We start from the raw sequence: 20609 nt of genomic DNA, 5'->3' as shown, positions 1-20609 counted from the left end.
CGAAGCGAGAAGGAATTTATGTTAGAAAATAGTGCTATCAAGGTCAGTGATCTCTATAAATCGGTAACTACCCAAGAGGGAGAGCTTACTATCCTCAATGGCATCAATCTGGATGTCAAGTCGGGGGAGAGTGTGGCGATTCTTGGCCCCTCTGGCTCGGGCAAGTCGACCCTGCTCGGACTGCTGGCCGCGCTCGATTCGCCCAGCAAGGGGGAGATAGTCCTCGATGGCGTGACACTCAATGGTTTGGATGAGGAAGGCAAGGCCGCACTGCGTAAACAGAAAGTCAGCTTTATCTTTCAGTCTTTCATGCTGGTCGATACCCTAAACGCCCTGGAGAACGTCATGCTACCGGCCGAGCTGTCTGGGATCAGTAACGCCAAGCAGAAGGCGCAGCAGATGCTGGAGCGAGTGGGATTAAGCCACAGACTCAACCATTTCCCCAACCAGCTGTCGGGCGGCGAGCAGCAGCGTGTTGCCATCGCCAGGGCCTTCATCTGCGAGCCAAAGGTGCTGTTTGCCGACGAGCCGACGGGAAACCTGGATGGCGCCAACAGCGACCGGGTGGCGGACATGCTGTTTGAGCTCAACCGCGAGAGCGACACCACCCTGGTGCTGGTGACCCATGATCTCCAGTTGGCTAATCGTTGTCAGCGCCGCCTGAACATGCAGGCGGGACAGTTGAGTGAGGTGGTGAGCGAAACTGACAACAGCGGCGAGCAAGAGATGGCCCGTTCGAGCGCAGCGGAGGCGAGTTAATGGAGTCTCGCATCGCATGGAAGTTGTTTAAACGAGAGCTGCTACAGGGGCAGCTGTTACTCATCATTTTGGCGATCACCCTGGCGGTCTTGTCGGTATCAGGCCTAGCGCGGGTCAGTGAGCGCCTGCAGCTGGCCATTAACGGCCAGGCCTCTAAATTTATCGCCGCCGATCGCATCATCAACTCGCCGGTTCCGCTGAACGAAAAGATTTTAGCCAAGGCCGAAGCGCTGGGGCTAAGACACGTTGCTAGCATGCAGTTTAACTCTATGGCTTATGCTGGTGATGCCTTTCAGCTGGTGACGGTAAGGGCGGTCGGCGACGGTTACCCCTTAAAAGGGGTGATAGAGCTGAGCGATGGCCCGACCGATAAGCTGCCCAAGGCGGATCAGCTCTGGTACGAAACCCGCCTGGGTGGGATCTTGGGTTACCCTAAACAACTTGAGCTAGGTAATGCCAACTTCAGCCTGAGCGCCGAGATAGCCAGGCTACCCGATGCGGGCTTCAACCCCTTTGCGTCATCGCCCGTGGTGCTGATGCGCCTTCAAGATGTGCCCAAGACTGGGGTGATACAGCCCGGTAGCCGGGTCAGTTATATTCATCAGTTTGCGGGCGACAGTGGCCAGCTAAAGGCCTTCGAGGCCGAAGTTAAGCCGCTGCTGAACAACAGTCAGCGCTGGGTAGATGTGCAGTCGGGAGACTCGCCCATTGCCGGCGCGGTCAAACGGGCAGAGCGTTTCTTGCTGCTCGCCAGCCTTTTAGGTATCGCGCTCGCCTGCGCCGCCATAGGCATTGCGGCGCAGCGTTACTGTCAGCGCCATTTCGACGTGGTCGCCATGCTGAAGACCTTCGGCGCATCCAGTCGGCAGATCCGCATTCTCTTTGGCCTGCATCTACTATTAGTAACCCTTGCGGGTATCGCGTTGGGACTTATAGGCGGTTTCCTGCTCGATACGCTGATAAGCGCCTATCTGCCGGCATCTATTTCGGCGTACTCGCCGCCGCTGTTTAGGCCTATCGCCTTAGGGGTTGCCACCGGGCTTATCTCGGCCTTCATGTTCTCAGCCTACCCACTGATGAGGCTGCTGGCCATTCCGCCCCTTAGGGTGTTGCAGCGCCAGCTCGAGGGGATCCAGCTGGGGATGTGGCTGCATCTGGTACTCAGCATATTGGCGATGGCGCTGCTGGGGTATCTCTATTCCCAGAGCCTAGTGCTTACCCTGACTGTGGTCGCCGGCGTCCTGCTGCTCGGCGTCTTGCTGAGTCTGTTTGGTTTCTTGTTGATCCGCGCAGGACATGGCGTGGGGATGAAGACCACCAACCCTATGCAGCTCGCCTTGGCGGGGCTGAGACGCCGAGCCCGGCAGAACGCGGTGCAGCTGGTGGGCTTTAGCAGCGCCTTGGTGCTGCTGCTCACCATCATAGCGCTACGTCAGGATCTGCTCGATGAGTGGCATAAACAGCTGCCCGAGCAGTCGCCCAACTACTTCCTGGTGAATATAGCGCCCGAGGAGCAGGCGCCGCTGGAAGCCTATTTTAGTGACAATCGGGTTAAGGCGACGGATATCTATCCTGTGATCCGAGGCCGTCTGGTGGCGATCAATGGTGAGAATTTGATCTCTGCCGAGCAGGCAGATGAGGGGGCCCAAGGCCGAGTAGGGATTTCCCGTGAGCTGAATCTGACCTGGCGTACCTCTCTGCCGCCTAACAACGAGCTGGTGTCGGGTCACTTTAACCAAAAGGCAGATGAAGTCTCGGTCGAGTCTGGGGTGGCCGAGCGTCTCGGTATCGGGCTCGGGGATGAGCTTAGCTATGTTATCGATAACCAGCCGCTGACCGTTAAGGTGGCCAGCATTCGCGCCGTACACTGGGAGACGATGCAGCCGAATTTCTTCATGATCTTCCATCCCGACGCCTTAGCGCCCTTTGCCTACACCTCAATGGCGAGCTTCTATCTGGACGATAGCAAGCGCCCACTGGTGATCGAATTGATCAAACGTTTTCCCACGGTATCCATCATAGATGTCGGCGCCATGGTGAAGCAGCTTAGACAGATCATCGACCAGGTCTCTCTGTCGCTGACCCTGGTGTTGGTGTTGGTATTGCTGGCCAGCAGCCTGGTTATGATAGCTCAGACAGAGGCGGGCATGGCGACCCGACAACGTGAGCTGGCTGTGCTGCGAACATTTGGCGCCTCGGGTTGGTTGCTGCGTATGGCGACCGCGCTGGAGTTTGCCCTGCTTGGCCTGATAGCAGGCTTACTGGCCGCCATAGTGGCCGAGTTCACCATCTATCTGCTAAAGACCCAGGTGTTTGAGCTGGTGATTTATATGCATTGGGATTGGTGGCTGTTGGCGCCACTTTCCGGTGCCGCCATCGTCGCCCTGCTGGGCACCTGGCGCTGTCGTCAGCTATTGCAGAAGTCCTGCCGACAACTCTTGCAAGGCTAGCGTGAATGAAAAGAGGAGAGCTGCGCGAGTGGTTAGCGCGCCGCTAGTTCAATGCTCACTGCTCAAGGTTTTAACCTTAAGGCTTGAGGGGAAGACTTTAGCTTGTGGAGGCGCCAAATAGATTTGTCAGCGCGTCATCCAGATGGGTATAGTGAAAGCTAAAGCCTACCTGGGTCAAACGCTCAGGATAGACATATTGGCCTTCGAGTAATAGCTGAGACATCTCCCCAAGGGCCAGGTTTAACACGGGGGCGGGCATAGGTAGCAGGGTTGGACGACTCAGGGCCGTGCCCAAGGCATTGGTAAATTCGCGATTGCTGACCGGGTTAGGGGCGGTGGCATTATAGATCCCTTGGCACTGCTCGTTATTTAACAAGAATAGGATGATGGCGATCAGATCCTCTCTGTGGATCCAGCTCATTCCCTGTTTTCCAGAACCGACCACACCACCTGCGCCCAGCTTGAAGGGTAACAACATCTTCTTCAACGCGCCGCCGTTTAGGCCAAGTACCAGGCCGATGCGTATGATGCAGACGCGGGTTATCTCCTGGCATTGTAGGGCAAGTTCCTCCCACTTGGCGCAGACGCTATGGGGAAACTTTTCCTCTTCGCCTGTGTCTTTGAAGTGGGCCAGATCGAAGCTCTCGTCTAAGTGCTCCTGTTTGTCATGATCGCCATAGATGCCAATGGCCGAGCCGCTGATGAAGACTTTGGGCGGTGTCTTGCTGGCCTCGAAGAGTTTGGCTAGGCGAGCGGTAATATCCCAGCGGCTGTCACAGATCTTCTGCTTAACGTCCAGGCTCCAGCGCTTGTCGGCAATGGGCTCACCCGCTAAGTTGATGACAGCATCGAAGCCGTCGAGGTTGGCCAGGGCACCAAGGTTGCCCAGCAACTTATGCTGATTGCCAACGATCAGGTGGGCCTTGCCAGCCGAACGGGTGAGCAAGGTGAGTTGATGTTCCTCTTCTAAGGCCTTCACTAAGGCCTTGCCGATGAATCCGGTACCGCCCGTGATCAAAATCCGCATGCCGACTCCATTTATTTAGGGGATATCAAAAATATACACCATAGCGCGCGATTAGGATCACTTTTAGGCGGCAGTCGCGATGGGAATGTGATGAGGGCTTAGCCCTTTTGGTAGCAGAGCTGCATCGAGACCGAATCGGCAAATCTCAGGGCGTGTGGTTTGTCTATCTCCACAGAAGCAAAATCGACCCATTCGTGATCGCTGGCAATGCTTAACACCTGATCCGTGAGGTGTTCGAGCAACGAGAAACGATTGTTTTCAACTAAAGCAATGATTTTTTTCGTTATCGTGCGATAATTCAGGGCATCTTGCATATTATCGCTGTTGCGGGCCTTAGCGGCGCAATAATGGATTTCTGCGTTGATGGTGACGTCCTGCTTGTTGTTGATCTCATCTTCCTTTATGCCGATGTAGGTGCGAAGACGTAGGTTTTTAATTCGAATGATGGCAATTTCTGGTTTCATGAGCGTAATTTTTCTTGTGTAAGATTTAAGTTAAGCCTATCAATATTATGGGTAATTCAGAAGGACTTTATTTAGATGACTCGATTCGATAATCAGGGGGTTGCGTTTAAAGGCTTTGCCATCATGGCGTTTATTGTCGTGATCCTGGCAGGGATAAAAGCCGCCAGCCCTATCGTGGTTCCCTTTGTGTTGTCGGCCTTTATAGCGGTGATCTGCAACCCGGCGATCAACGGTATGACGCGGCTCAAGTTGCCTCGGGCTCTGGCGGTGGCCATCATGATGGTCTTTATCGTGTTAATGGGGCTCTGGCTGGCTTCTCTGGTGGGCAGCTCGATTAACGAATTTTCCCGTCAGCTGCCTGTCTATCGCGATCAATTGGTGGAGCAGTTTGCCTGGATATTGACTAAGTTGCAGGCGTTCAATATCGAGTTATCCAAAGAGCAGATATTGGCCTATTTTGACCCAGGGATCGCCCTGTCGATGACCACTAACATGTTGTCCAGCGTCGGCGGCGTGATGGCTAACCTGTTTCTGATCATACTGACAGTGGTGTTTATGTTGTTCGAGGCCCAGGACCTACCTAAGAAGCTGCATTTTGCCCTAGACGACCCTGACATGCGCATCAAGCAGATAGACAAGTTCCTGCAGTCGGTTAACCAGTACATGGTGATTAAGACGTTGGTGAGTGTGGGAACCGGTGTCGTCGTAGGGACGGGCCTGGCGATTATGGGGGTCGACTATGCCTTACTCTGGGCCGTGGTGGCCTTCCTGTTTAACTATATCCCTAACATAGGGTCTATCATCGCCGCAATTCCACCTGTGCTGTTGGCCTTTATTCAACTCGGCCCTGCGGGAGCGGGCGGCACGGCGCTCCTCTATCTGGCGACCAATACCGTGATGGGTAACATAGTCGAGCCTAAATATATGGGACGTGGCCTGGGACTCTCGACCCTGGTGGTGTTCCTCTCTTTGATCTTCTGGGGCTGGCTGCTGGGCTCTGTGGGGATGCTGCTTTCGGTTCCGCTGACCATGATCGTCAAGATCGCACTGGAGTCGAGTCGGAGTGGCAGCTGGCTGGCCATCTTGTTGTCTGATCGCGTCGATGAGACCTTGATTAATACAGAGGCCAAGAATAACACCGAGGCTTCAGCCGATGCCGATAGAGCCTCTGATGCCGAGAAGCAGTGATTCATTATTCATACAAGTTTAAGTAATAGGTAAATAGCGTTAAATGGAGTCATTTAAACAAGCACTACAACAAGTGCAATTTTCTGAGGAAGCCGAGCGGCTGTTTCATGGCCGTGGTGGTCGCTATGCGGGGGCCGAGCATCTGTGTCTCGACTGGTTTCCGCCAGTTCTGCTGCTCACCAGCTTTAAAGAGATAGATGAGGCGGCGCTTGAGGAGCTAACCCAGGCGATTCAGGCGCGCTGGCGTGCAGAGAAAGGGGAGCAGGCCTTCAACCTGGTGTTTCAGCACAGGTGCGCCGGGCAGACCCAGACCCATCTGCTATATGGCGAGGTGCCAGAACCTCATATCGTCAGCGAAAACGGCGCGCGTTTTCAGGTGCATCTGCTGCGCGGGCAAAATCATGGCCTGTTTCTCGATATGCGCGCTGGACGTGCCTGGGTGAAGGCCAATGCGGCCCAAGCTAATGTGCTTAATCTGTTTGCCTATACCTGTGGCTTCTCTGTGATGGCGCTGCAGGGCGGTGCCGATCAGGTGGTCAATATCGACATGAGCAAGGGGGCATTAGCCATAGGCAAGCAGAACCACCTGCTTAATGAGCTTCCCCATGGTGCCCGCTTTCTGGGGCATGATATTTTTAAGTCCTGGGGCAAGCTAACCAAGATGGGGCCTTATGATCTCATCATCGCCGACCCGCCGAGTAATCAGCGGGGCAGTTTTGTGGCCACTAAAGATTATGCTCGCCTGCTGCGCCGCCTGCCGCAATTGTTGGCATCAAATGGCGAGGTCTTGCTGTGCCTTAATGCGCCTGAGCTGGGGATAGATTTTCTTAAACAGCAGGTGGCAGAGCAGAGCCCAACGCTTGAGTTTGTCGAGCAGCTGGCTAATCCTGAGGTGTTCTTGGATAGCGATGCCGATAAGGCATTAAAGGTGTTGCGCTACCGCCAGCGGGAGCGGGCATAGGGCAACTGGGCTCTTGGCATGGCCATGAGCCGCTTAAATCAGTAGCGATAGAGTTCTTGAATCAAGGACTGACCGTGTGACTCGATGACCTGGGCTATCTGTTGCTGGTCCAGGTTTTTTAATGCCGAAATCTCGTTAAACAATTTTTCTTGTACGTCGAAGGGCATGGACATGGAGTCCATGAACATGTGGATAGATAAGGTGTCTCCCTGCGTAAACAGGTCGGCTAACCTTTGAGCCTCAAATTCGATCAGCGTGTTCATTGCATTACCTCATTCCTGCCTGCGCAAACCATTCGCTATTAATTAATTGATAGCAGTTCTCATTTGAGTCATTAGATCGTTTTATTGTAAAGAAAATGTTTTTTAGTTTTCGCAGCAGTAAAAAAATGAAAGACTTTCACCTTGCCCCTTGAATATTGACGCTTTTAGGCTTTTTTTTGCTAAATACGGCCACAATACTGAAAGTTTTATGTAAGTCGTGGTTTTTTAGTGTTAGACTAGCGCCCATGAGTTAGCAGATAGTTGCAGCTTATACCCAAGGCAAAATGCACTAATAAAAAAGCATGCCTGTACCCTACACAAAAATCTGGAGTCGTTATGGAAGCCCGTGAATACGAGAACGCCTATTACCAAGTGCAAGATGAAGTAATTGAGTCATTACCCGTTGAGATGGATGACGAAGCGTTTTTGGATTAAGGAAATATCCAAACTGAATTTTCACCTTCGCGTTGAGTCTGACTGGATGCGTTAAAGTTGAGAGTCTTCAGACAAAAAGAGCAGCCCTAGGGCTGCTCTTTTTTGTGGTTGTTTTAGTGATTGGTATGCCGCGTAATGAGTGATGAATTGGCTATGCGCCTTTAAACGTCAGCCCTGGCCTCGGCAAACTTATTTGAGACAAGCTCCTCTGACACTAGGCCCTTTAAGACAAGCCTTAGTTTAGGTTGCCTTTCTCTGGCAGGATTTCGACTATCACCCAACGTTTCTTTATCTTGTGCAGGCGTATAGTGCGATCGTCTATCCAGGGTTGTCCGCCCTTGAGCCCCTTCATCTTGACGATCACAGTGACATCCTTGGTAAATTTACGGAAGAAGTCGATATCTATCTCTTCGATCTCCAGGGTGACGTCGCGCATGGAGAGGTTTAACACATGGCGCTGCACCGAGGCGGCAATATAGTAATGCGACAATACCTTTTGCATCGGCTCATCGACAAACTGCTTGGCTTTCTCGACATCTCTGTCGACATAGATGGCTCTAAAGAATCCTAATGAGACCTGTTCTGGTGTCATGACGCCCGAGACGGTTTCCGAGTCCGGGCTGCAGGCTGATAGGAGCAAAATGAAGATAAAGAGTAATTTTTTCATAGGGTTTAATCGATTGGCTTTGGTCTAGTATCGCGATTCTCTAATGCCTTGGCAAGCGGCGCACGTCAGTCGAAAGTACTTGACTCTTTAGGGCTGGGGTGGCATATCTGAATGAACAAATTGTTACGGTTATCCACAGAATCTGTGGACAAGTATGTTGAAGAGTCGATGCATAACTCTTAAGTGACTGAACTTAATTGGTAAATTAGTGTGGTCATTTTTTGACGCATTGTGCATCTATGAATATTTTTTAATCTTGCCAGACCGTTTAAGCATAAAAAAGCCTGTCTCATGACAGGCTTTTTTCGTTCTTTTGGCGTATTGCTCGGTGTTGCTTAGTTTTGTGAGGCCTGGATCGCTGTCAGCGCAATGGTGTAGACGATGTCGTCTACCAGGGCACCACGAGACAGATCGTTAACCGGCTTGCGCATACCTTGCAGCATAGGGCCGATACTGATCAGGTCCGCACTACGCTGAACCGCCTTATAGGTGGTGTTACCCGTGTTAAGGTCTGGGAATACGAACACAGTTGCCTGGCCAGCCACTGGGCTGTTAGGCGCCTTAGACTGGGCGACATTTGGCATCACGGCGGCGTCATATTGCAGTGGGCCATCGATCACCAGCTCAGGACGTTTCTCTTTGGCGATACGGGTCGCTTCGCGCACCTTATCAACGTCAGAGCCTGTGCCTGAGCTACCGGTTGAGTAGCTGATCATGGCAACCTTAGGCTCGATGCCGAAGGCCGCGGCACTGTCGGCCGACTGAATGGCGATATCAGCAAGCTGCTCGGCATTTGGATCTGGGTTAATGGCGCAATCACCATAAACCAGTACCTGATCCGGCATCAGCATGAAGAAGATTGAAGATACCAGGCTAGAACCAGGTGCCGTCTTGATCAGCTGCAGCGGTGGACGTATGGTGTTGGCCGTGGTGTTTACCGCGCCCGAGACGATACCGTCGACTTCACCCTGTGCCAGCATCATGGTACCCAGCACCATGTTGTCTTCCAGCTGCTCACGGGCAACGACTTCTGTCATGCCTTTATGGCGACGCAGCTCAACCATTGGGGCCACATAGCGTTCGCGAGCAGCTTCAGGTTCGACAATTTCAACGCCTTCGCCTAGGGTCACACCCTGTTGGCCGGCGATACGCAGGATCTCTTCACGGTTACCGATCAGCACACAGCGGGCGATACCACGTTCGGCGCAGATGGCGGCCGCCTCGATGGTTCTTGGTTCGTCACCCTCTGGCAGTACCACAGTCTTTTGAGCGGCGCGGGCCAACTCGGTGAGCTTGTAACGGAACGCCGGCGGCGACAGTCTGTGCTCACGTGGCGAGTTCATGGTGATGCTTTCTACCCAGCTCTGGTCGATATGGCTGGCAACATATTCCTGCACCTCTTCGATACGTACGGCATCGTCCACCGGTACTTCATGGTCGAAGCGCTGGATGTTGAGCGAGGTCTGCCAGGTGTTGGTGTCGATCAAGAATACCGGTAGGCCAGTCTCGAAGGCTTGTTCACACAGGGCCATGATCTCAGGTTCTGGCTCGTAGCTACCGGTTAGCAGCAGTGCACCCACCTTGACGCCATTCATTGCCGCCAAACAGGCAGAGACGATCACGTCCGAGCGATCGCCCGAGGTCACCAGCAGAGAGTCTGTCTTGATGTGGGTAACCATGTTAGGAATACTGCGGGCGCAGAAGGTGACCTTGCGCAGACGACGGGTATTCATCTCACCGGCGTTGATGATGCGGGCACTCAAGTGCTTGGCCAAATCTGAGGCGCGTGGCGCGACCAGATTCAGGTTGTATGGCACGCTGCCTAAGATACGCAGCTTGCTCTTGCCGGGAAGCTGGAACATGCTGGCAGCGTCTGGACGCTGCACATCCTGGTGGTCGAACACCTCTGACAGATCCGGGCGAGCACGGCCTTCATCGTCTACCGGGGCACCAATCTTGTTGATGATGGCGCCGATGAGGCGTTTGTTCTTGCTGCCACCCCAGGCGTTGTGGGCGATCTCGAGACGGTTCATCAGGGCGGTAGGCGTTTCGTTACCCGGCGCGGCGACGAAGATGATGTCTGCATCCAGCGCCTTGGCGATCTCATAGTTGATGTCGTCAGAGAAAGGGTGGTTGCGGGTCTGCACCAGACCTTCGACGATCAGGGTCTCGCTTGGGTCGGCACACTCGGTGGCGCGGGCGATGATCTGCTCCATCAAGACATCGGTCTGATCGGTGCGGATCAAGTGCTCGGCATGGGCCATGTCGAAGGGTTCGAGCGGATTAACCGTCGGTGATTTGCTAAGGATGGTGGTCGAACGCTCTGGGCCCTTATCGGTTGGGCGCTGTTGGGCGATAGGCTTGAAGAATCTCACCTTTACCCCGTGGCGCTCCAGCGCACGTACCATGCCTAGACTGATAGAAGTCAGGCCGACGCCGGTACCATTGGGGATGAGCATAATATTGCGAGACATAGTTACCTCTTATGCCCCGGCCAGACACTCGGCCGGGTCTTGTCAAAATTGGTGGCGGCGCAGGGCGCCGCGATAGCATTTACTGCTGCGATAACATTACTTTAGCAGTGAAACGGCGTCTTCGGCGATCACCCACTCTTCGTTTGTTGGGATCACCATGGCAACAGGGCCATTGTCTGTCGTGATCTGGCCTTGGTTACCAAAGCGGGCAGCCTTGTTACGTTCTGCATCTACCTCAAAGTTAAAGATAGCGAGCAGGTTAAGCACTTTCTCACGGATAAGGTCTGAGTTTTCGCCGATACCGCCGGTGAATACAAGTGCGTCTAAGCGCCCCAGCGGCACAGTGTAAGAGGCGATATATTTGGCCAGACGGTAGCAGAAGATCTCAAGCGCCAGCGTCGCCCCCTTATGGCCTTCGGCGTAACCTTCTTCGATACCGCGACAATCGTTGGTCAGCTCGGAGATGCCCAGTAGGCCGCTCTGCTTGTTCATCAGATTGTTGACTTCATCTAGGGTGTAGCCCAGACGATCTACTAGGTGGTAGATGATAGAAGGGTCGATGTCACCACAGCGGGTGCCCATGACCAGGCCTTCGAGCGGCGTCAGGCCCATAGAGGTGTCGACACTCTTACCGCCTTTAACCGCAGTCACCGACGCACCATTGCCCAGGTGGGCACAGATAACGTTAGTGTCGGCCAGCTCTTTACCCAGCGCCTTGGCGGCTTCGCGGCTGACGAACAGATGGCTGGTGCCATGCATGCCGTAGCGACGAATGCCGTGCTCGCGATAGAGCTTGTAGGGCAGGGCATACACGTAGGCACGCTCAGGCATGCTCTGGTGGAAGGCGGTGTCAAATACGGCAACCTGTGGCAGGTTAGGGAAAGAGGCCTGTGCGGCGCGAATACCGATAAGGTGCGCCGGGTTGTGTAGTGGCGCCAGGGCGGCACAATCTTCGATACCAGCGATCACGCTGTCGTCGATCACCACAGAATGGGTGAACTTCTCACCACCGTGTACGACACGGTGTCCGATTGCCTGGATCTGGGCGGCGACTTCAGGATACTGACCCAGAATCTCTTTAACGATAAACTCGACAGCCTCGCGGTGGGCGGTGAAGGCCCCAAGCTTAGACTCGAATTTGTTGCCATCGACTTTCCACTTGATGCGTGAATCTTCCAGACCAAAGCACTCTGCTAGACCTGAGATCTGGTCGTCACCTGTAAGCGCGTCGATAATGGCGAACTTCAGTGAGGAGCTGCCGCAGTTTAGTACCAAAACCAGTTTGTTAGACATGTTTAAAACCTTTTGCAAAGTGAGTGAATGACTGGCATTCACCAAAATTAAATGACCTCAAAGCCTAGGGCCGATGTCGCTTTAAATTCTCGTTCCTGAGATTAAGAGCCGGTCTCTGCCAAGGCGATGCCGCTTGGGGCTGGCGCTCGCCTTGTGCTATGGTAAAGACAGTCTCTTAAGTGTTAGGTGTCATCATTGACTGTTCAAGTGTTAAAAACCTTAGGGGTCGGTCGTCGCTATATGAAGACCTGGCCTATGGTTCGACAACTTAGCTTTTATTTTCCAGAGTATCGCGTGATCCGTGCGACCGCTCTGGCGATTCGTTTGATGCCGCCGCTGGCTATGTTGGCCGGTGGCAGTCAACTCTATCTGTATGGCTGGGCCTGGTTACCTCAGGCTATCACCATTGCCTTATTCTTTATCAGCTTGCCTATTCAGGGCTTACTCTGGCTTGGCTGGCGCGCCAAGCATCCTCTGCCACTTTCTCTGCTGGACTGGGGCAACAATCTGTCTGCCAAGCTCCAGGGGATGGGGGTGGCCTGTAACCCCTTGGGTGCCAATGCCTGTTATCTCGATATGGCGGTCATCTTAAAAATGGCCTTCGAACGTCTCGATAAGCATTATTGGGAAGCGCTCTAGTTAGTAGACGGCGTTGATGCCAGCTTCCACAAACACCTGTTTAATCTGTTCCATGGTTTCGCGCGACGGGGGAGAGATATCCTTGAGGGTATACTCTTCGCCCATGGCTTCCCATTTGTGTTTACCCAGCTCGTGGTAGGGCAGCAGTTCTACCTTCTCCACGTTGGTCATAGGTTTAATAAATTCTGCCAGCCCCTTTGCCGATTCAACATCGTCGGTATAGCCGCCTACGACCACATAGCGTATCCACACTTTTTGTTGGCGTTTTTGGAGATACTGGGCAAATTGCAGCGTGCGATGATTGCTGACATGGGTTAAGGCGATGTGTTGGTCGTCATCGATATGTTTGATATCGAGCAGTACCAAGTCTGTGTTATCGAGGAGTTCATCGATAACTGGGGTGTATTTACGTACGAAGCCGTTGGTGTCTAAGCAGGTGTGTATTCCTTGCGCTTTACAGGCCTTGAACAGGTCTGCGACAAATTCGGCTTGCAGTATGGCTTCGCCGCCACTGGCGGTGACGCCTCCGCCGCTGGACTCGAGAAAAGGTCGATAGCTGATGATCTGCTCCATCAGCTCGTCGACCTCGATTTCACGTCCACCGTGAAGATCCCAGGTATCACGATTATGGCAGTATTGGCAGCGCATCAAACAGCCTTGCATAAAGGTGATAAACCGAATGCCGGGACCGTCAACTGTGCCAAAGGATTCCAGTGAGTGAATCCGCCCTTTTACTGTCATTGTGACTCCGAAAACTTCAATTAAAGTAGGCTGTGCTAAATTAGTGCACAGCCTAGCTTATATTCACCAAAAATCTAGCGTTTGACCGCTCGATTGACGGAAATTACATCCCTTTGGTGAAAGTACGTGTAATGACGTCCTGTTGTTGCTCTGGTGTCAGTGCGTTGAAGCGCACGGCGTAACCAGATACACGGATAGTCAGCTGTGGATACTTGTCTGGGTTAACCACTGCATCTTCCAGCATTTCGCGGTTCATCACGTTAACGTTAAGGTGCTGACCACCTTCGCGGGTCTCGTTATGAGCGAAGTAACCGTCCATGAGCGCAGCCAGGTTGGCGCGGCGACCGTCTTCATCTTTACCCAGTGCGTTTGGCACGATAGAGAAGGTATAAGAGATACCGTCCTGTGCGTGAGCAAATGGCAGCTTGGCAACAGAAGTCAGCGAGGCGATAGCGCCTTTCTCGTCACGGCCATGCATTGGGTTAGCACCCGGTGCAAATGGTGCGCCAGCTGGACGACCGTCTGGCGTAGTACCCGTCTTCTTACCATAAACCACGTTTGAGGTGATGGTGAGGATAGACTGAGTCGGGATCGCGTTACGGTACATCTTCTTGTGACGGATCTTAGCCATGAAGCGCTCAACCAGCTCGGTGGCGAGGTCATCGACGCGTGCATCGTTGTTACCAAACTTAGGATATTCACCCTCGATGTCGAAATCGACGGCGATGCCGTTTTCGTCACGAATAGGCTTCACCTTGGCAAACTTGATGGCTGACAGTGAATCGGCAGCAATCGATAGGCCTGCGATACCACAAGCCATGGTGCGACGTACGTCTCTGTCGTGTAGCGCCATCAGGGCCGCTTCGTAAGAGTACTTGTCGTGCATGTAGTGGATGGCATTGAGTGCAGACACATATTGGGTGGCTAACCACTCCATCATGGTGTCCAGGCGGCCCATCACATCGTCAAAGTCCAGCACTTCATCTTTGATTGGCTCAAACTTAGGACCGATCTGTGTCTTAAGCTTCTCATCCACGCCGCCGTTGATGGCATAAAGCATGGTCTTAGCCAGGTTGGCACGGGCGCCGAAGAACTGCATGTGCTTACCCACAACCATAGGGCTCACACAACAGGCGATGGCGTAGTCGTCTGAGTCGAAATCTGGACGCATCAGGTCATCGTTTTCGTACTGGATAGAGCTGGTGTCGATAGAGACCTTAGCGCAGTATTTCTTGAAGTTCAGCGGCAGCTTCTCTGACCAAAGCACTGTGATGTTTGGCTCAGGGCTTGGACCCATGTTGTACAGGGTGTGCAGGAAGCGGAAGCTAGACTTAGTCACCAGAGTGCGGCCGTCAAGACCCATACCCGCGATAGACTCGGTAGCCCAGATTGGGTCGCCAGAGAATAGCTCGTCGTACTCAGGAGTACGCAGGAAGCGCACCATACGTAGCTTCATCACGAAATGGTCAACCATCTCCTGAGCTTGCTGCTCGGTCAGGACACCGTTCTTGATGTCGCGCTCGATGTAGACATCCAGGAAGCTAGAGGTACGGCCCAGAGACATGGCGGCGCCGTTTTGGCTCTTCACTGCGGCCAGGTAGCCGAAGTAAGTCCACTGAATCGCTTCTTTCGCGTTAGTCGCAGGACCAGAGATGTCACAGCCGTAGCTGGCAGCCATCTGCTTCATCTGACCTAGGGCTTTGTGCTGCTCGGCGATCTCTTCGCGTAGCTGCATGGTGGCAGAAAGATCTTCGCCTGCTTCAAACTGCGCTTGCAGTGAGCTGAACTGGGCAAATTTTTCCTGCATCAGGTAATCGATACCGTACAGGGCGATACGACGGTAGTCACCAATGATACGACCACGGCCGTAAGCATCTGGCAGACCAGTCAGTACGCCAGACTTACGGCAGCGCATGATCTCAGGGGTGTAGATGTCGAACACGCCTTGGTTGTGGGTCTTACGGAGTTCTGAGTAGACATACTTGATGTTTGGATCCAGTTCACGACCATAGGCAGCACATGAACCTTCGACCATGCGGATACCGCCATTGGGTAACATGGCACGCTTAAGTGGCGCGTCTGTTTGTAGACCGACAATGGTTTCAAGATCTTGGTCGATGTAACCTGCTGCATGAGAGGTAATGGTAGAGACTTTGTCGGTATCGAAATCAACCGGCGCGTGGGTGCGGTTTTCTTGCTTGATACCTTCCATCACTTTGTCCCAAAGCGCGCTGGTCGCTTCGGTGGCGCCGGCTAGGAAAGATTCGTCTCCTTCATAGGGCGTGTAGTTCTTTTGAATAAAGTCGCGTACATTTACTTCAGACTTCCAATCACCAGGAGTAAAACCTTCCCACGCTTTGGTGAACAGCTCAGTTTTTTCGGTCATCGTACTAATACCTTCTGTTTGAGATAAAGGTTATTGGTTATCGAGTGGCTGTCACTTAAGACGTTGCGATACACCAATAGCTATTCTTCGCAGCTCCCTTCAATGTATTACCCGGATGATGGGAACTGATTATCGAACCGGTAAACCGTGTCGATTTAAATCTGTTTTACGCGATATCCGAACTCGTTTGACACTTACTGTCTAAGCCGATTCGGCTATCGTTAAATTGGTAAGACCAATTAACCATATGAATAGTACCATATCTGCCTAGGTGCTGCATCTGAATCGCTCTGCTTTTGTCCGAGTTAATGCCAAAATTGCTATCGGGTTATCATTTTTGGCGCAAAATTTCGTTTGCATCTCACCTAAGAGTCGGTTATTTGCGCGAGGTGGTTCACACCTTTGTCTGACTGTCCGTGACATCGAGGATAAGGGTGATTCCCTGGCGTTATGAGCGTCATGCCTATAGGGCATATTGATGCCGGTTATCAGCAAGTTTGATGTAAGTATAGGGGAGATAAAAAAGAAGAGGGCCTAAGCCCTCTTCGTTGTTGTTTGCGCGATTAAAGTAGCGCCGGGATCCCCTGAATCATACCCACTGCCAGCATGGCGGCGAGACAGATCACAAAGGCTAGCCCCGGTATGATCAGCCTGTCGGCCAGGCTTAGGCTGGCGGCACGTTCTTTGTCGCCAATCAGGCCATTGTTATCTAGCAACATGGTCAGCGCCCAGGCCAGTACAGGGTTAGCAACGAAAGAGGCGAAGATACAGATACCCGCCGCTTGGCTGCTTTGGGTGTCTTTCACCATCTGCATGCCGGCTTCCAGTAATGGCAGGAATACGCCAACCAGGAGGGCGATTGACATCACTGGACGCCATACGGTGACATCCATTGGGTAACCCAGTACCGCGACTATGATACACAGGCTACCTAGCAGGATGGCGCCGGCAGGAATAGGACGCTTAGCGATCGCCGCCGGGATCATATAGGTACCCCATGAAGAGGTGATGTTACCGCCACCCACAGCAGTACCGACGATTTGACGTAGTGAACAGGTGGTCATGGTGTCATCCACGTCCATCAGCACTTTCTCTGTGCCTTTAGGGTAGTTCAGCTCCTGGAAGATACGGTGACCCAAGAAATCGGGTGACCACATGGCAACCGCCAGGATGGCAAAGGGGAGTGACGCGATAAAGTGCTCGAAGTTAGGTAAACCTAGCTGCCAGCCATGCTCGGTAGAGCCCCACCAGTAGACGGGGTTCAGGTTAGGGATGCCTGGAGCGGTAACAAACTGCAGATCTAATCCCGCGCCTAGGGCGAAGGCCAGCGCAATCGCGGCGATAGAACAAAGTGGGATCGCCAGCCAACGTTTACCTACCTTGGCCAGATAGGCGTAGAGAACGACGTTTACCAAGAGGATGAAGAAGGCCACATACCCAAGGCTATAGTCCAGGGCATGCTTGGCCTGCAGGCCGCCGGCCCAGTCAAATAGCGAAGTGATCTGACTCTTGGCGCCCATGAAGCCGAGGAAGACCAAGAGGCCCCCCGCGACGCCGCTGGAGGTGAGGTTTACTAACCTGGAGCCCCCCTTAAAGTAACTGAGCAGCAGACCAAAGATACCCAGGAGGATCGCCAGTGCTAATGGGTGGGCACCGGCCAAGGCTATGGTACCGATAAGCGGGATCATGGGGCCGTGGTTGCCGCCAAGGTTGGCGCGAGGGTTGATAAATCCAGAACTGATGATACAGAAGAGCAGGGCGGGGATGAGCATTTCGACGCGAACCACCTGAATGGCGAATTCGGCGCCCAGGTTGATGTGATCCCAGCGCTCGCTCAGGCCCGATGCCCAGGCGGCCATTACGGCCGAATACATTACCGTGATGCCGATAGTGCCTGCGATGGCGGGCACTAGGTCTTCCCACTCAAAGCGGAAATCGCGTCCCGGCAGGTTGAGGCCCCAACGTCTGGGCTTCATGATCTGTAATTCGTGGTCTAAATATTCTTCACGAGTGGCAAACTCGCTGGCAGGACGGTGAAGCGCCTTGTAAGTCAGCTCAGAGGCTTCCATCTCTTCTTTTTTGACTGTTTCTGACATAATTTCTCATTCTCCGAAAAGAACTTATTGACTCATCAATTCGATGAAGACTTAGAGGTAATCCTTGCAAGTCAGCGAGTGTCGTTTGTTGAAAGACCCCCAGGTGCCACTCGAGTAACTTGTCCGCCCCCAAGAATGGATAAAACACCCTAAATCCGGTGAGCAGTTGCATCCCTAACGCTGTTTAAAATTGGTCTGACCAATTTACCTCATAAATCTTAACATAGTGACTTTTGCCTGACATTAACTATCAATAAACTTGAAACTGGTGATTAGATGATTTGGGAGCTAGTTAACATCTTGTGTCGCCATTTCAGATCAATTTTTACATTAGGCATATATATTGCGTTTGGTTTTAGATCGCGCCTTCTGTCAATTTTGAGAGCCACTCCGCCAATTCTTTGCAAATAAGAGGCGCCTCTCACACCTCACATTTTTAGCTGGGTCACGGCTCGCAAAAGGGCTGTTCATTGTGACCAGGGTCTCGCCAAGGGGCGCGAATGTCCGCCTTAGCCTTTTGCTATCTCGCCAGTTTGCCTTGGGAAAAAATTGGCTAGGGATGTTAATCAACTTGCCTTATAGCTTAGGCAATAGGTGGTCAGTTGCCAGTTTGCTAAAGCAAGCTAGGCGCCTTCGCGCCTCAACGCCGCATTCATAGGTTTTCATGTCGTTAACAATTGTTTTTATGTAAGCCTCTGTATTAAAGCGGTTTTAAGGTGAGTTGTTATCGGCTTAACAAGCTCGTCACCTCGATATTCAGCTATCAAATTTACTGATTGTCTCATTCATTAATATCAAATTTTATTTCGCCTTTTTAGTGGCTAATCTCGGCATAAGAGAGCGAGGCAACAAGCTAACTCTTTGTAAAAAAATTTATTAATCAATAGCCGTCTTTAGGTAGATGGCACTTGCGGAGATGATGTTAATGAAATTTCCCCCCTGTTTTACGCTTGGCTGGAGAAGGACACGTCATGACGATACCTAATCTAGTGCCACTTGCCACCAGGCAGAGCCAGCCAGCGCCTTTGGCCGAGACTAGCCTATGCCAGCGCGCCGCGGTTTACGGTCAGGAGAAGGTGACTAAGCAGGCGATGCAGTCTATCGGCCAGGCGATGTTTGCTGGCGCCTTTATCGCACTCGCCTTCGTTTTTTATCTCACCGTCACCACTGGCGCATCGGGCGATTGGGGCATGGTGCGCCTGGTTGGCGGCCTGGCCTTTAGTCTGGGGCTGATGTTGGTGGTCATCTGCGGAGGCGAGCTCTTTACCAGTAGCGTACTGAGCAGCGTTGCCTGGGCGCAGAAACGCGTGAGCACGCGGCAGCTGCTGGTCTGTTGGGGACGTGTCTATTTGGGTAACTTCTGCGGCGCCATGATCATGCTGGCATTGATCCTCAGTGCCAAGATGTATCTGTTGGACGGCGGCTTGTGGGGGCTCAATGCCCTGAAGGTCGCACAACATAAGCTGCACCACTCCTGGGGCCAGGCCTTCACCTTGGGTATCTTATGTAACATGCTGGTTTGCTTAGGGGTTTGGATGACCTTTGCCAGCAAGGAGGCGCTCACCAAGGCCATTTTATTGATGCTACCCGTGGCGATGTTTGTCAGCAGCGGCTTCGAGCACAGCATAGCCAACCTCTTTATGGTGCCACTGGGGATCGCCATTAAGCAGCTGGCCATCTGGGACTGGTATCAGATCCCAGGGTTTACCGCTCAGCAATTTAATGACCTGACTCTGCTTCACTTTTTGGCCAATAACCTCATTCCTGTCACTGCGGGCAATATCGTCGGCGGCGGCATAGTGGTGGGCCTGGGCTACTGGTGGATAGATGCAGGCAAGGCTCGCGTCGTACCAGAAAAAGTGCCACTGAGGGCGGTACATCTGGAGCCAGTATTGAGCCGTGACCAGCAGGGCAATGAACAGAATAGCTACAGCGATAACGCTGCCAATACCATTTCAATTTTATCTAGTAAAGTTTGCAGGGGAGAGACCCAAATGCCTAAATCGATTCAAAAACTCAATGTCAGCGCCCTGATGGAGCAGACTCCTTTTACCCTAACCCCCGATCTATCCGTGTACGAGGGACTCAAGCAGCTCAACCAGGCGCAGCTGCGCGGCGCGCCTGTGGTCGATGCTCAGCAACGCCTGCTGGGGTTTGTTTCTCAGCAAGACCTGCTGCGTAGTCTCTGGTCAGAAGAGTTTGTCCGTGGCATAGGCTACAAGGTGGCCGACCTGATGCAAACCCGGGTGCTGACGGTAACCCCTGATGATGCGGTGGCCGATCTGATCGAGGTAATGGTGGTGGATCGTGACAAGTTGTTTCCGGTGAACGACATGGGCGTGCTGACCGGCAACACCTATGCCAGCTATGAGGAGCGGCTCCGTCACGCCAGCGCCAGCAAGCCGAGCTGCTTCCCTGTGGTCAGTGAAGGCAAGCTAGTGGGCGTGATCACCCGTGAGGCCATAGTGACCAAAGTGTGTGCTGTGTATGGCTAAGTCGTCGCAGATGAAACTCGGCAAAGATATGAATAAAGGGCCTGCGTGACTTTATACCAATCACAGTAAATATGTGATCAGAAATAGCGCAGGAAAAACGCTTGAGAACAAAGCAGGATTTTTAGATAAGTAGTTATTCTGCAATTAAAAATACTAATACAGTTATCGAGCGTTTTAACAAACTAGAATGATTAATTATTTACTACGATTGGTATTATAAGCCGTGTTGATGTCAATCGGCGAAAGTAGAAAGGGGCATTTGCCCCTTTCT

The 20609-nt window shown here is 52.7% G+C and carries 15 protein-coding genes; 6 read left to right on the top strand and 9 right to left on the bottom strand.

Features of this window, described 5'->3' with window-relative positions:
- The first annotated feature begins 18 nt into the window (after positions 1-18).
- Together L2731_RS00320 and L2731_RS00315 are read left to right on the top strand one after the other, a co-directional pair.
- On the top strand, positions 19-759 hold the full coding sequence (locus L2731_RS00320; RefSeq protein ID WP_220060444.1) for an ABC transporter ATP-binding protein: 741 nt from the start codon (positions 19-21) through the stop codon (positions 757-759).
- Positions 759-3209, top strand: coding sequence for an ABC transporter permease (locus L2731_RS00315; protein ID WP_249251279.1), 2451 nt, complete (start codon positions 759-761; stop codon positions 3207-3209). The genes L2731_RS00320 and L2731_RS00315 overlap by 1 nt, the downstream gene beginning before the upstream one ends.
- Before the next feature lie 97 nt (positions 3210-3306).
- Here L2731_RS00315 and L2731_RS00310 read toward each other — a convergent pair whose 3' ends face one another.
- Both L2731_RS00310 and folX read right to left on the bottom strand, forming a co-directional pair.
- The gene (locus L2731_RS00310) at positions 3307-4236 is read right to left on the bottom strand and encodes a TIGR01777 family oxidoreductase (protein ID WP_249251277.1); all 930 of its coding nucleotides are present in this window, start codon (positions 4234-4236) and stop codon (positions 3307-3309) included.
- 98 nt (positions 4237-4334) lie between these two features.
- On the bottom strand, positions 4335-4700 hold the full coding sequence (gene folX / locus L2731_RS00305; protein WP_011866196.1) for a dihydroneopterin triphosphate 2'-epimerase: 366 nt from the start codon (positions 4698-4700) through the stop codon (positions 4335-4337).
- 75 nt (positions 4701-4775) lie between these two features.
- On the opposite strand from folX, the gene L2731_RS00300 reads away from it, so the two are divergent.
- Together L2731_RS00300 and L2731_RS00295 are read left to right on the top strand one after the other, a co-directional pair.
- Positions 4776-5888 (top strand): AI-2E family transporter, encoded by a 1113-nt coding sequence (locus L2731_RS00300; RefSeq protein WP_249251275.1) that lies wholly within the window; start codon positions 4776-4778, stop codon positions 5886-5888.
- Positions 5889-5931: 43 nt separating this feature from the next.
- The gene (locus tag L2731_RS00295; protein ID WP_249251274.1) at positions 5932-6849 is read left to right on the top strand and encodes a class I SAM-dependent methyltransferase; all 918 of its coding nucleotides are present in this window, start codon (positions 5932-5934) and stop codon (positions 6847-6849) included.
- Between the two features lie 38 nt (positions 6850-6887).
- On the opposite strand, the gene L2731_RS00290 is transcribed toward L2731_RS00295, so the two are convergent.
- The 4 genes from L2731_RS00290 to ackA all read right to left on the bottom strand — a co-directional run bounded on the left by L2731_RS00290 (position 6888) and on the right by ackA (position 11981).
- The gene (locus L2731_RS00290) at positions 6888-7112 is read right to left on the bottom strand and encodes a hypothetical protein (protein WP_239851244.1); all 225 of its coding nucleotides are present in this window, start codon (positions 7110-7112) and stop codon (positions 6888-6890) included.
- Between the two features lie 670 nt (positions 7113-7782).
- Positions 7783-8214: a hypothetical protein gene (locus tag L2731_RS00285; protein ID WP_041509478.1), complete on the bottom strand. Its 432-nt coding sequence runs from the start codon at positions 8212-8214 to the stop codon at positions 7783-7785.
- Positions 8215-8549: 335 nt separating this feature from the next.
- Positions 8550-10688, bottom strand: coding sequence for a phosphate acetyltransferase (gene pta / locus L2731_RS00280; protein WP_041509479.1), 2139 nt, complete (start codon positions 10686-10688; stop codon positions 8550-8552).
- A 96-nt stretch (positions 10689-10784) separates the two neighbouring features.
- Entirely contained in the window at positions 10785-11981 is a 1197-nt protein-coding gene (gene ackA, locus L2731_RS00275) for an acetate kinase (RefSeq protein WP_041509480.1), read from the bottom strand.
- A gap of 195 nt (positions 11982-12176) precedes the next feature.
- Between ackA and yfbV the strand changes: the two genes are divergently transcribed.
- Complete coding sequence (gene yfbV / locus L2731_RS00270) at positions 12177-12620, top strand: terminus macrodomain insulation protein YfbV (RefSeq protein ID WP_249251272.1); 444 nt, start codon at positions 12177-12179, stop codon at positions 12618-12620.
- On the opposite strand, the gene pflA is transcribed toward yfbV, so the two are convergent.
- The 3 genes from pflA to L2731_RS00255 form a co-directional block, all read right to left on the bottom strand.
- Positions 12621-13361 carry a pyruvate formate lyase 1-activating protein gene (gene pflA, locus L2731_RS00265; RefSeq protein WP_239851236.1) on the bottom strand — a complete coding sequence of 247 codons (741 nt, stop codon included), beginning with the start codon at positions 13359-13361 and terminating at the stop codon, positions 12621-12623.
- Between the two features lie 103 nt (positions 13362-13464).
- A complete protein-coding gene (gene pflB, locus L2731_RS00260; protein ID WP_239851234.1) occupies positions 13465-15747 on the bottom strand; it encodes a formate C-acetyltransferase in 2283 nt (760 codons plus the stop codon).
- Between the two features lie 563 nt (positions 15748-16310).
- Positions 16311-17843, bottom strand: coding sequence for a DUF3360 family protein (locus L2731_RS00255; protein WP_239851232.1), 1533 nt, complete (start codon positions 17841-17843; stop codon positions 16311-16313).
- Positions 17844-18814: 971 nt separating this feature from the next.
- Between L2731_RS00255 and focA the strand changes: the two genes are divergently transcribed.
- The gene (gene focA / locus L2731_RS00250; RefSeq protein WP_239851230.1) at positions 18815-20338 is read left to right on the top strand and encodes a formate transporter FocA; all 1524 of its coding nucleotides are present in this window, start codon (positions 18815-18817) and stop codon (positions 20336-20338) included.
- The last annotated feature ends 271 nt before the right edge of the window (positions 20339-20609 follow it).

It is taken from the genome of Shewanella aquimarina (genome assembly GCF_023349185.1).
GTDB lineage: Bacteria > Pseudomonadota > Gammaproteobacteria > Enterobacterales > Shewanellaceae > Shewanella > Shewanella aquimarina.
Note: the sequence above shows the minus strand (reverse complement) of the source record. Positions and strands in the feature narration are given on the sequence as shown.

Bases quoted from the DNA above. Each gene is read 5' to 3' on its own strand.
- pta (WP_041509479.1), bottom strand. From the start codon at position 10,688: ATGTCTCGCAATATTATGCTCATCCCCAATGGTACCGGCGTCGGCCTG.
- focA (WP_239851230.1), top strand. From the start codon at position 18,815: ATGACGATACCTAATCTAGTGCCACTTGCCACCAGGCAGAGCCAGCCA.
- L2731_RS00315 (WP_249251279.1), top strand. From the start codon at position 759: ATGGAGTCTCGCATCGCATGGAAGTTGTTTAAACGAGAGCTGCTACAG.
- L2731_RS00320 (WP_220060444.1), top strand. From the start codon at position 19: ATGTTAGAAAATAGTGCTATCAAGGTCAGTGATCTCTATAAATCGGTA.
- pflB (WP_239851234.1), bottom strand. From the start codon at position 15,747: ATGACCGAAAAAACTGAGCTGTTCACCAAAGCGTGGGAAGGTTTTACT.
- L2731_RS00295 (WP_249251274.1), top strand. From the start codon at position 5,932: ATGGAGTCATTTAAACAAGCACTACAACAAGTGCAATTTTCTGAGGAA.
- pflA (WP_239851236.1), bottom strand. From the start codon at position 13,361: ATGACAGTAAAAGGGCGGATTCACTCACTGGAATCCTTTGGCACAGTT.
- L2731_RS00255 (WP_239851232.1), bottom strand. From the start codon at position 17,843: ATGTCAGAAACAGTCAAAAAAGAAGAGATGGAAGCCTCTGAGCTGACT.
- folX (WP_011866196.1), bottom strand. From the start codon at position 4,700: ATGAAACCAGAAATTGCCATCATTCGAATTAAAAACCTACGTCTTCGC.
- L2731_RS00310 (WP_249251277.1), bottom strand. From the start codon at position 4,236: ATGCGGATTTTGATCACGGGCGGTACCGGATTCATCGGCAAGGCCTTA.
- L2731_RS00300 (WP_249251275.1), top strand. From the start codon at position 4,776: ATGACTCGATTCGATAATCAGGGGGTTGCGTTTAAAGGCTTTGCCATC.
- L2731_RS00285 (WP_041509478.1), bottom strand. From the start codon at position 8,214: ATGAAAAAATTACTCTTTATCTTCATTTTGCTCCTATCAGCCTGCAGC.
- ackA (WP_041509480.1), bottom strand. From the start codon at position 11,981: ATGTCTAACAAACTGGTTTTGGTACTAAACTGCGGCAGCTCCTCACTG.
- L2731_RS00290 (WP_239851244.1), bottom strand. From the start codon at position 7,112: ATGAACACGCTGATCGAATTTGAGGCTCAAAGGTTAGCCGACCTGTTT.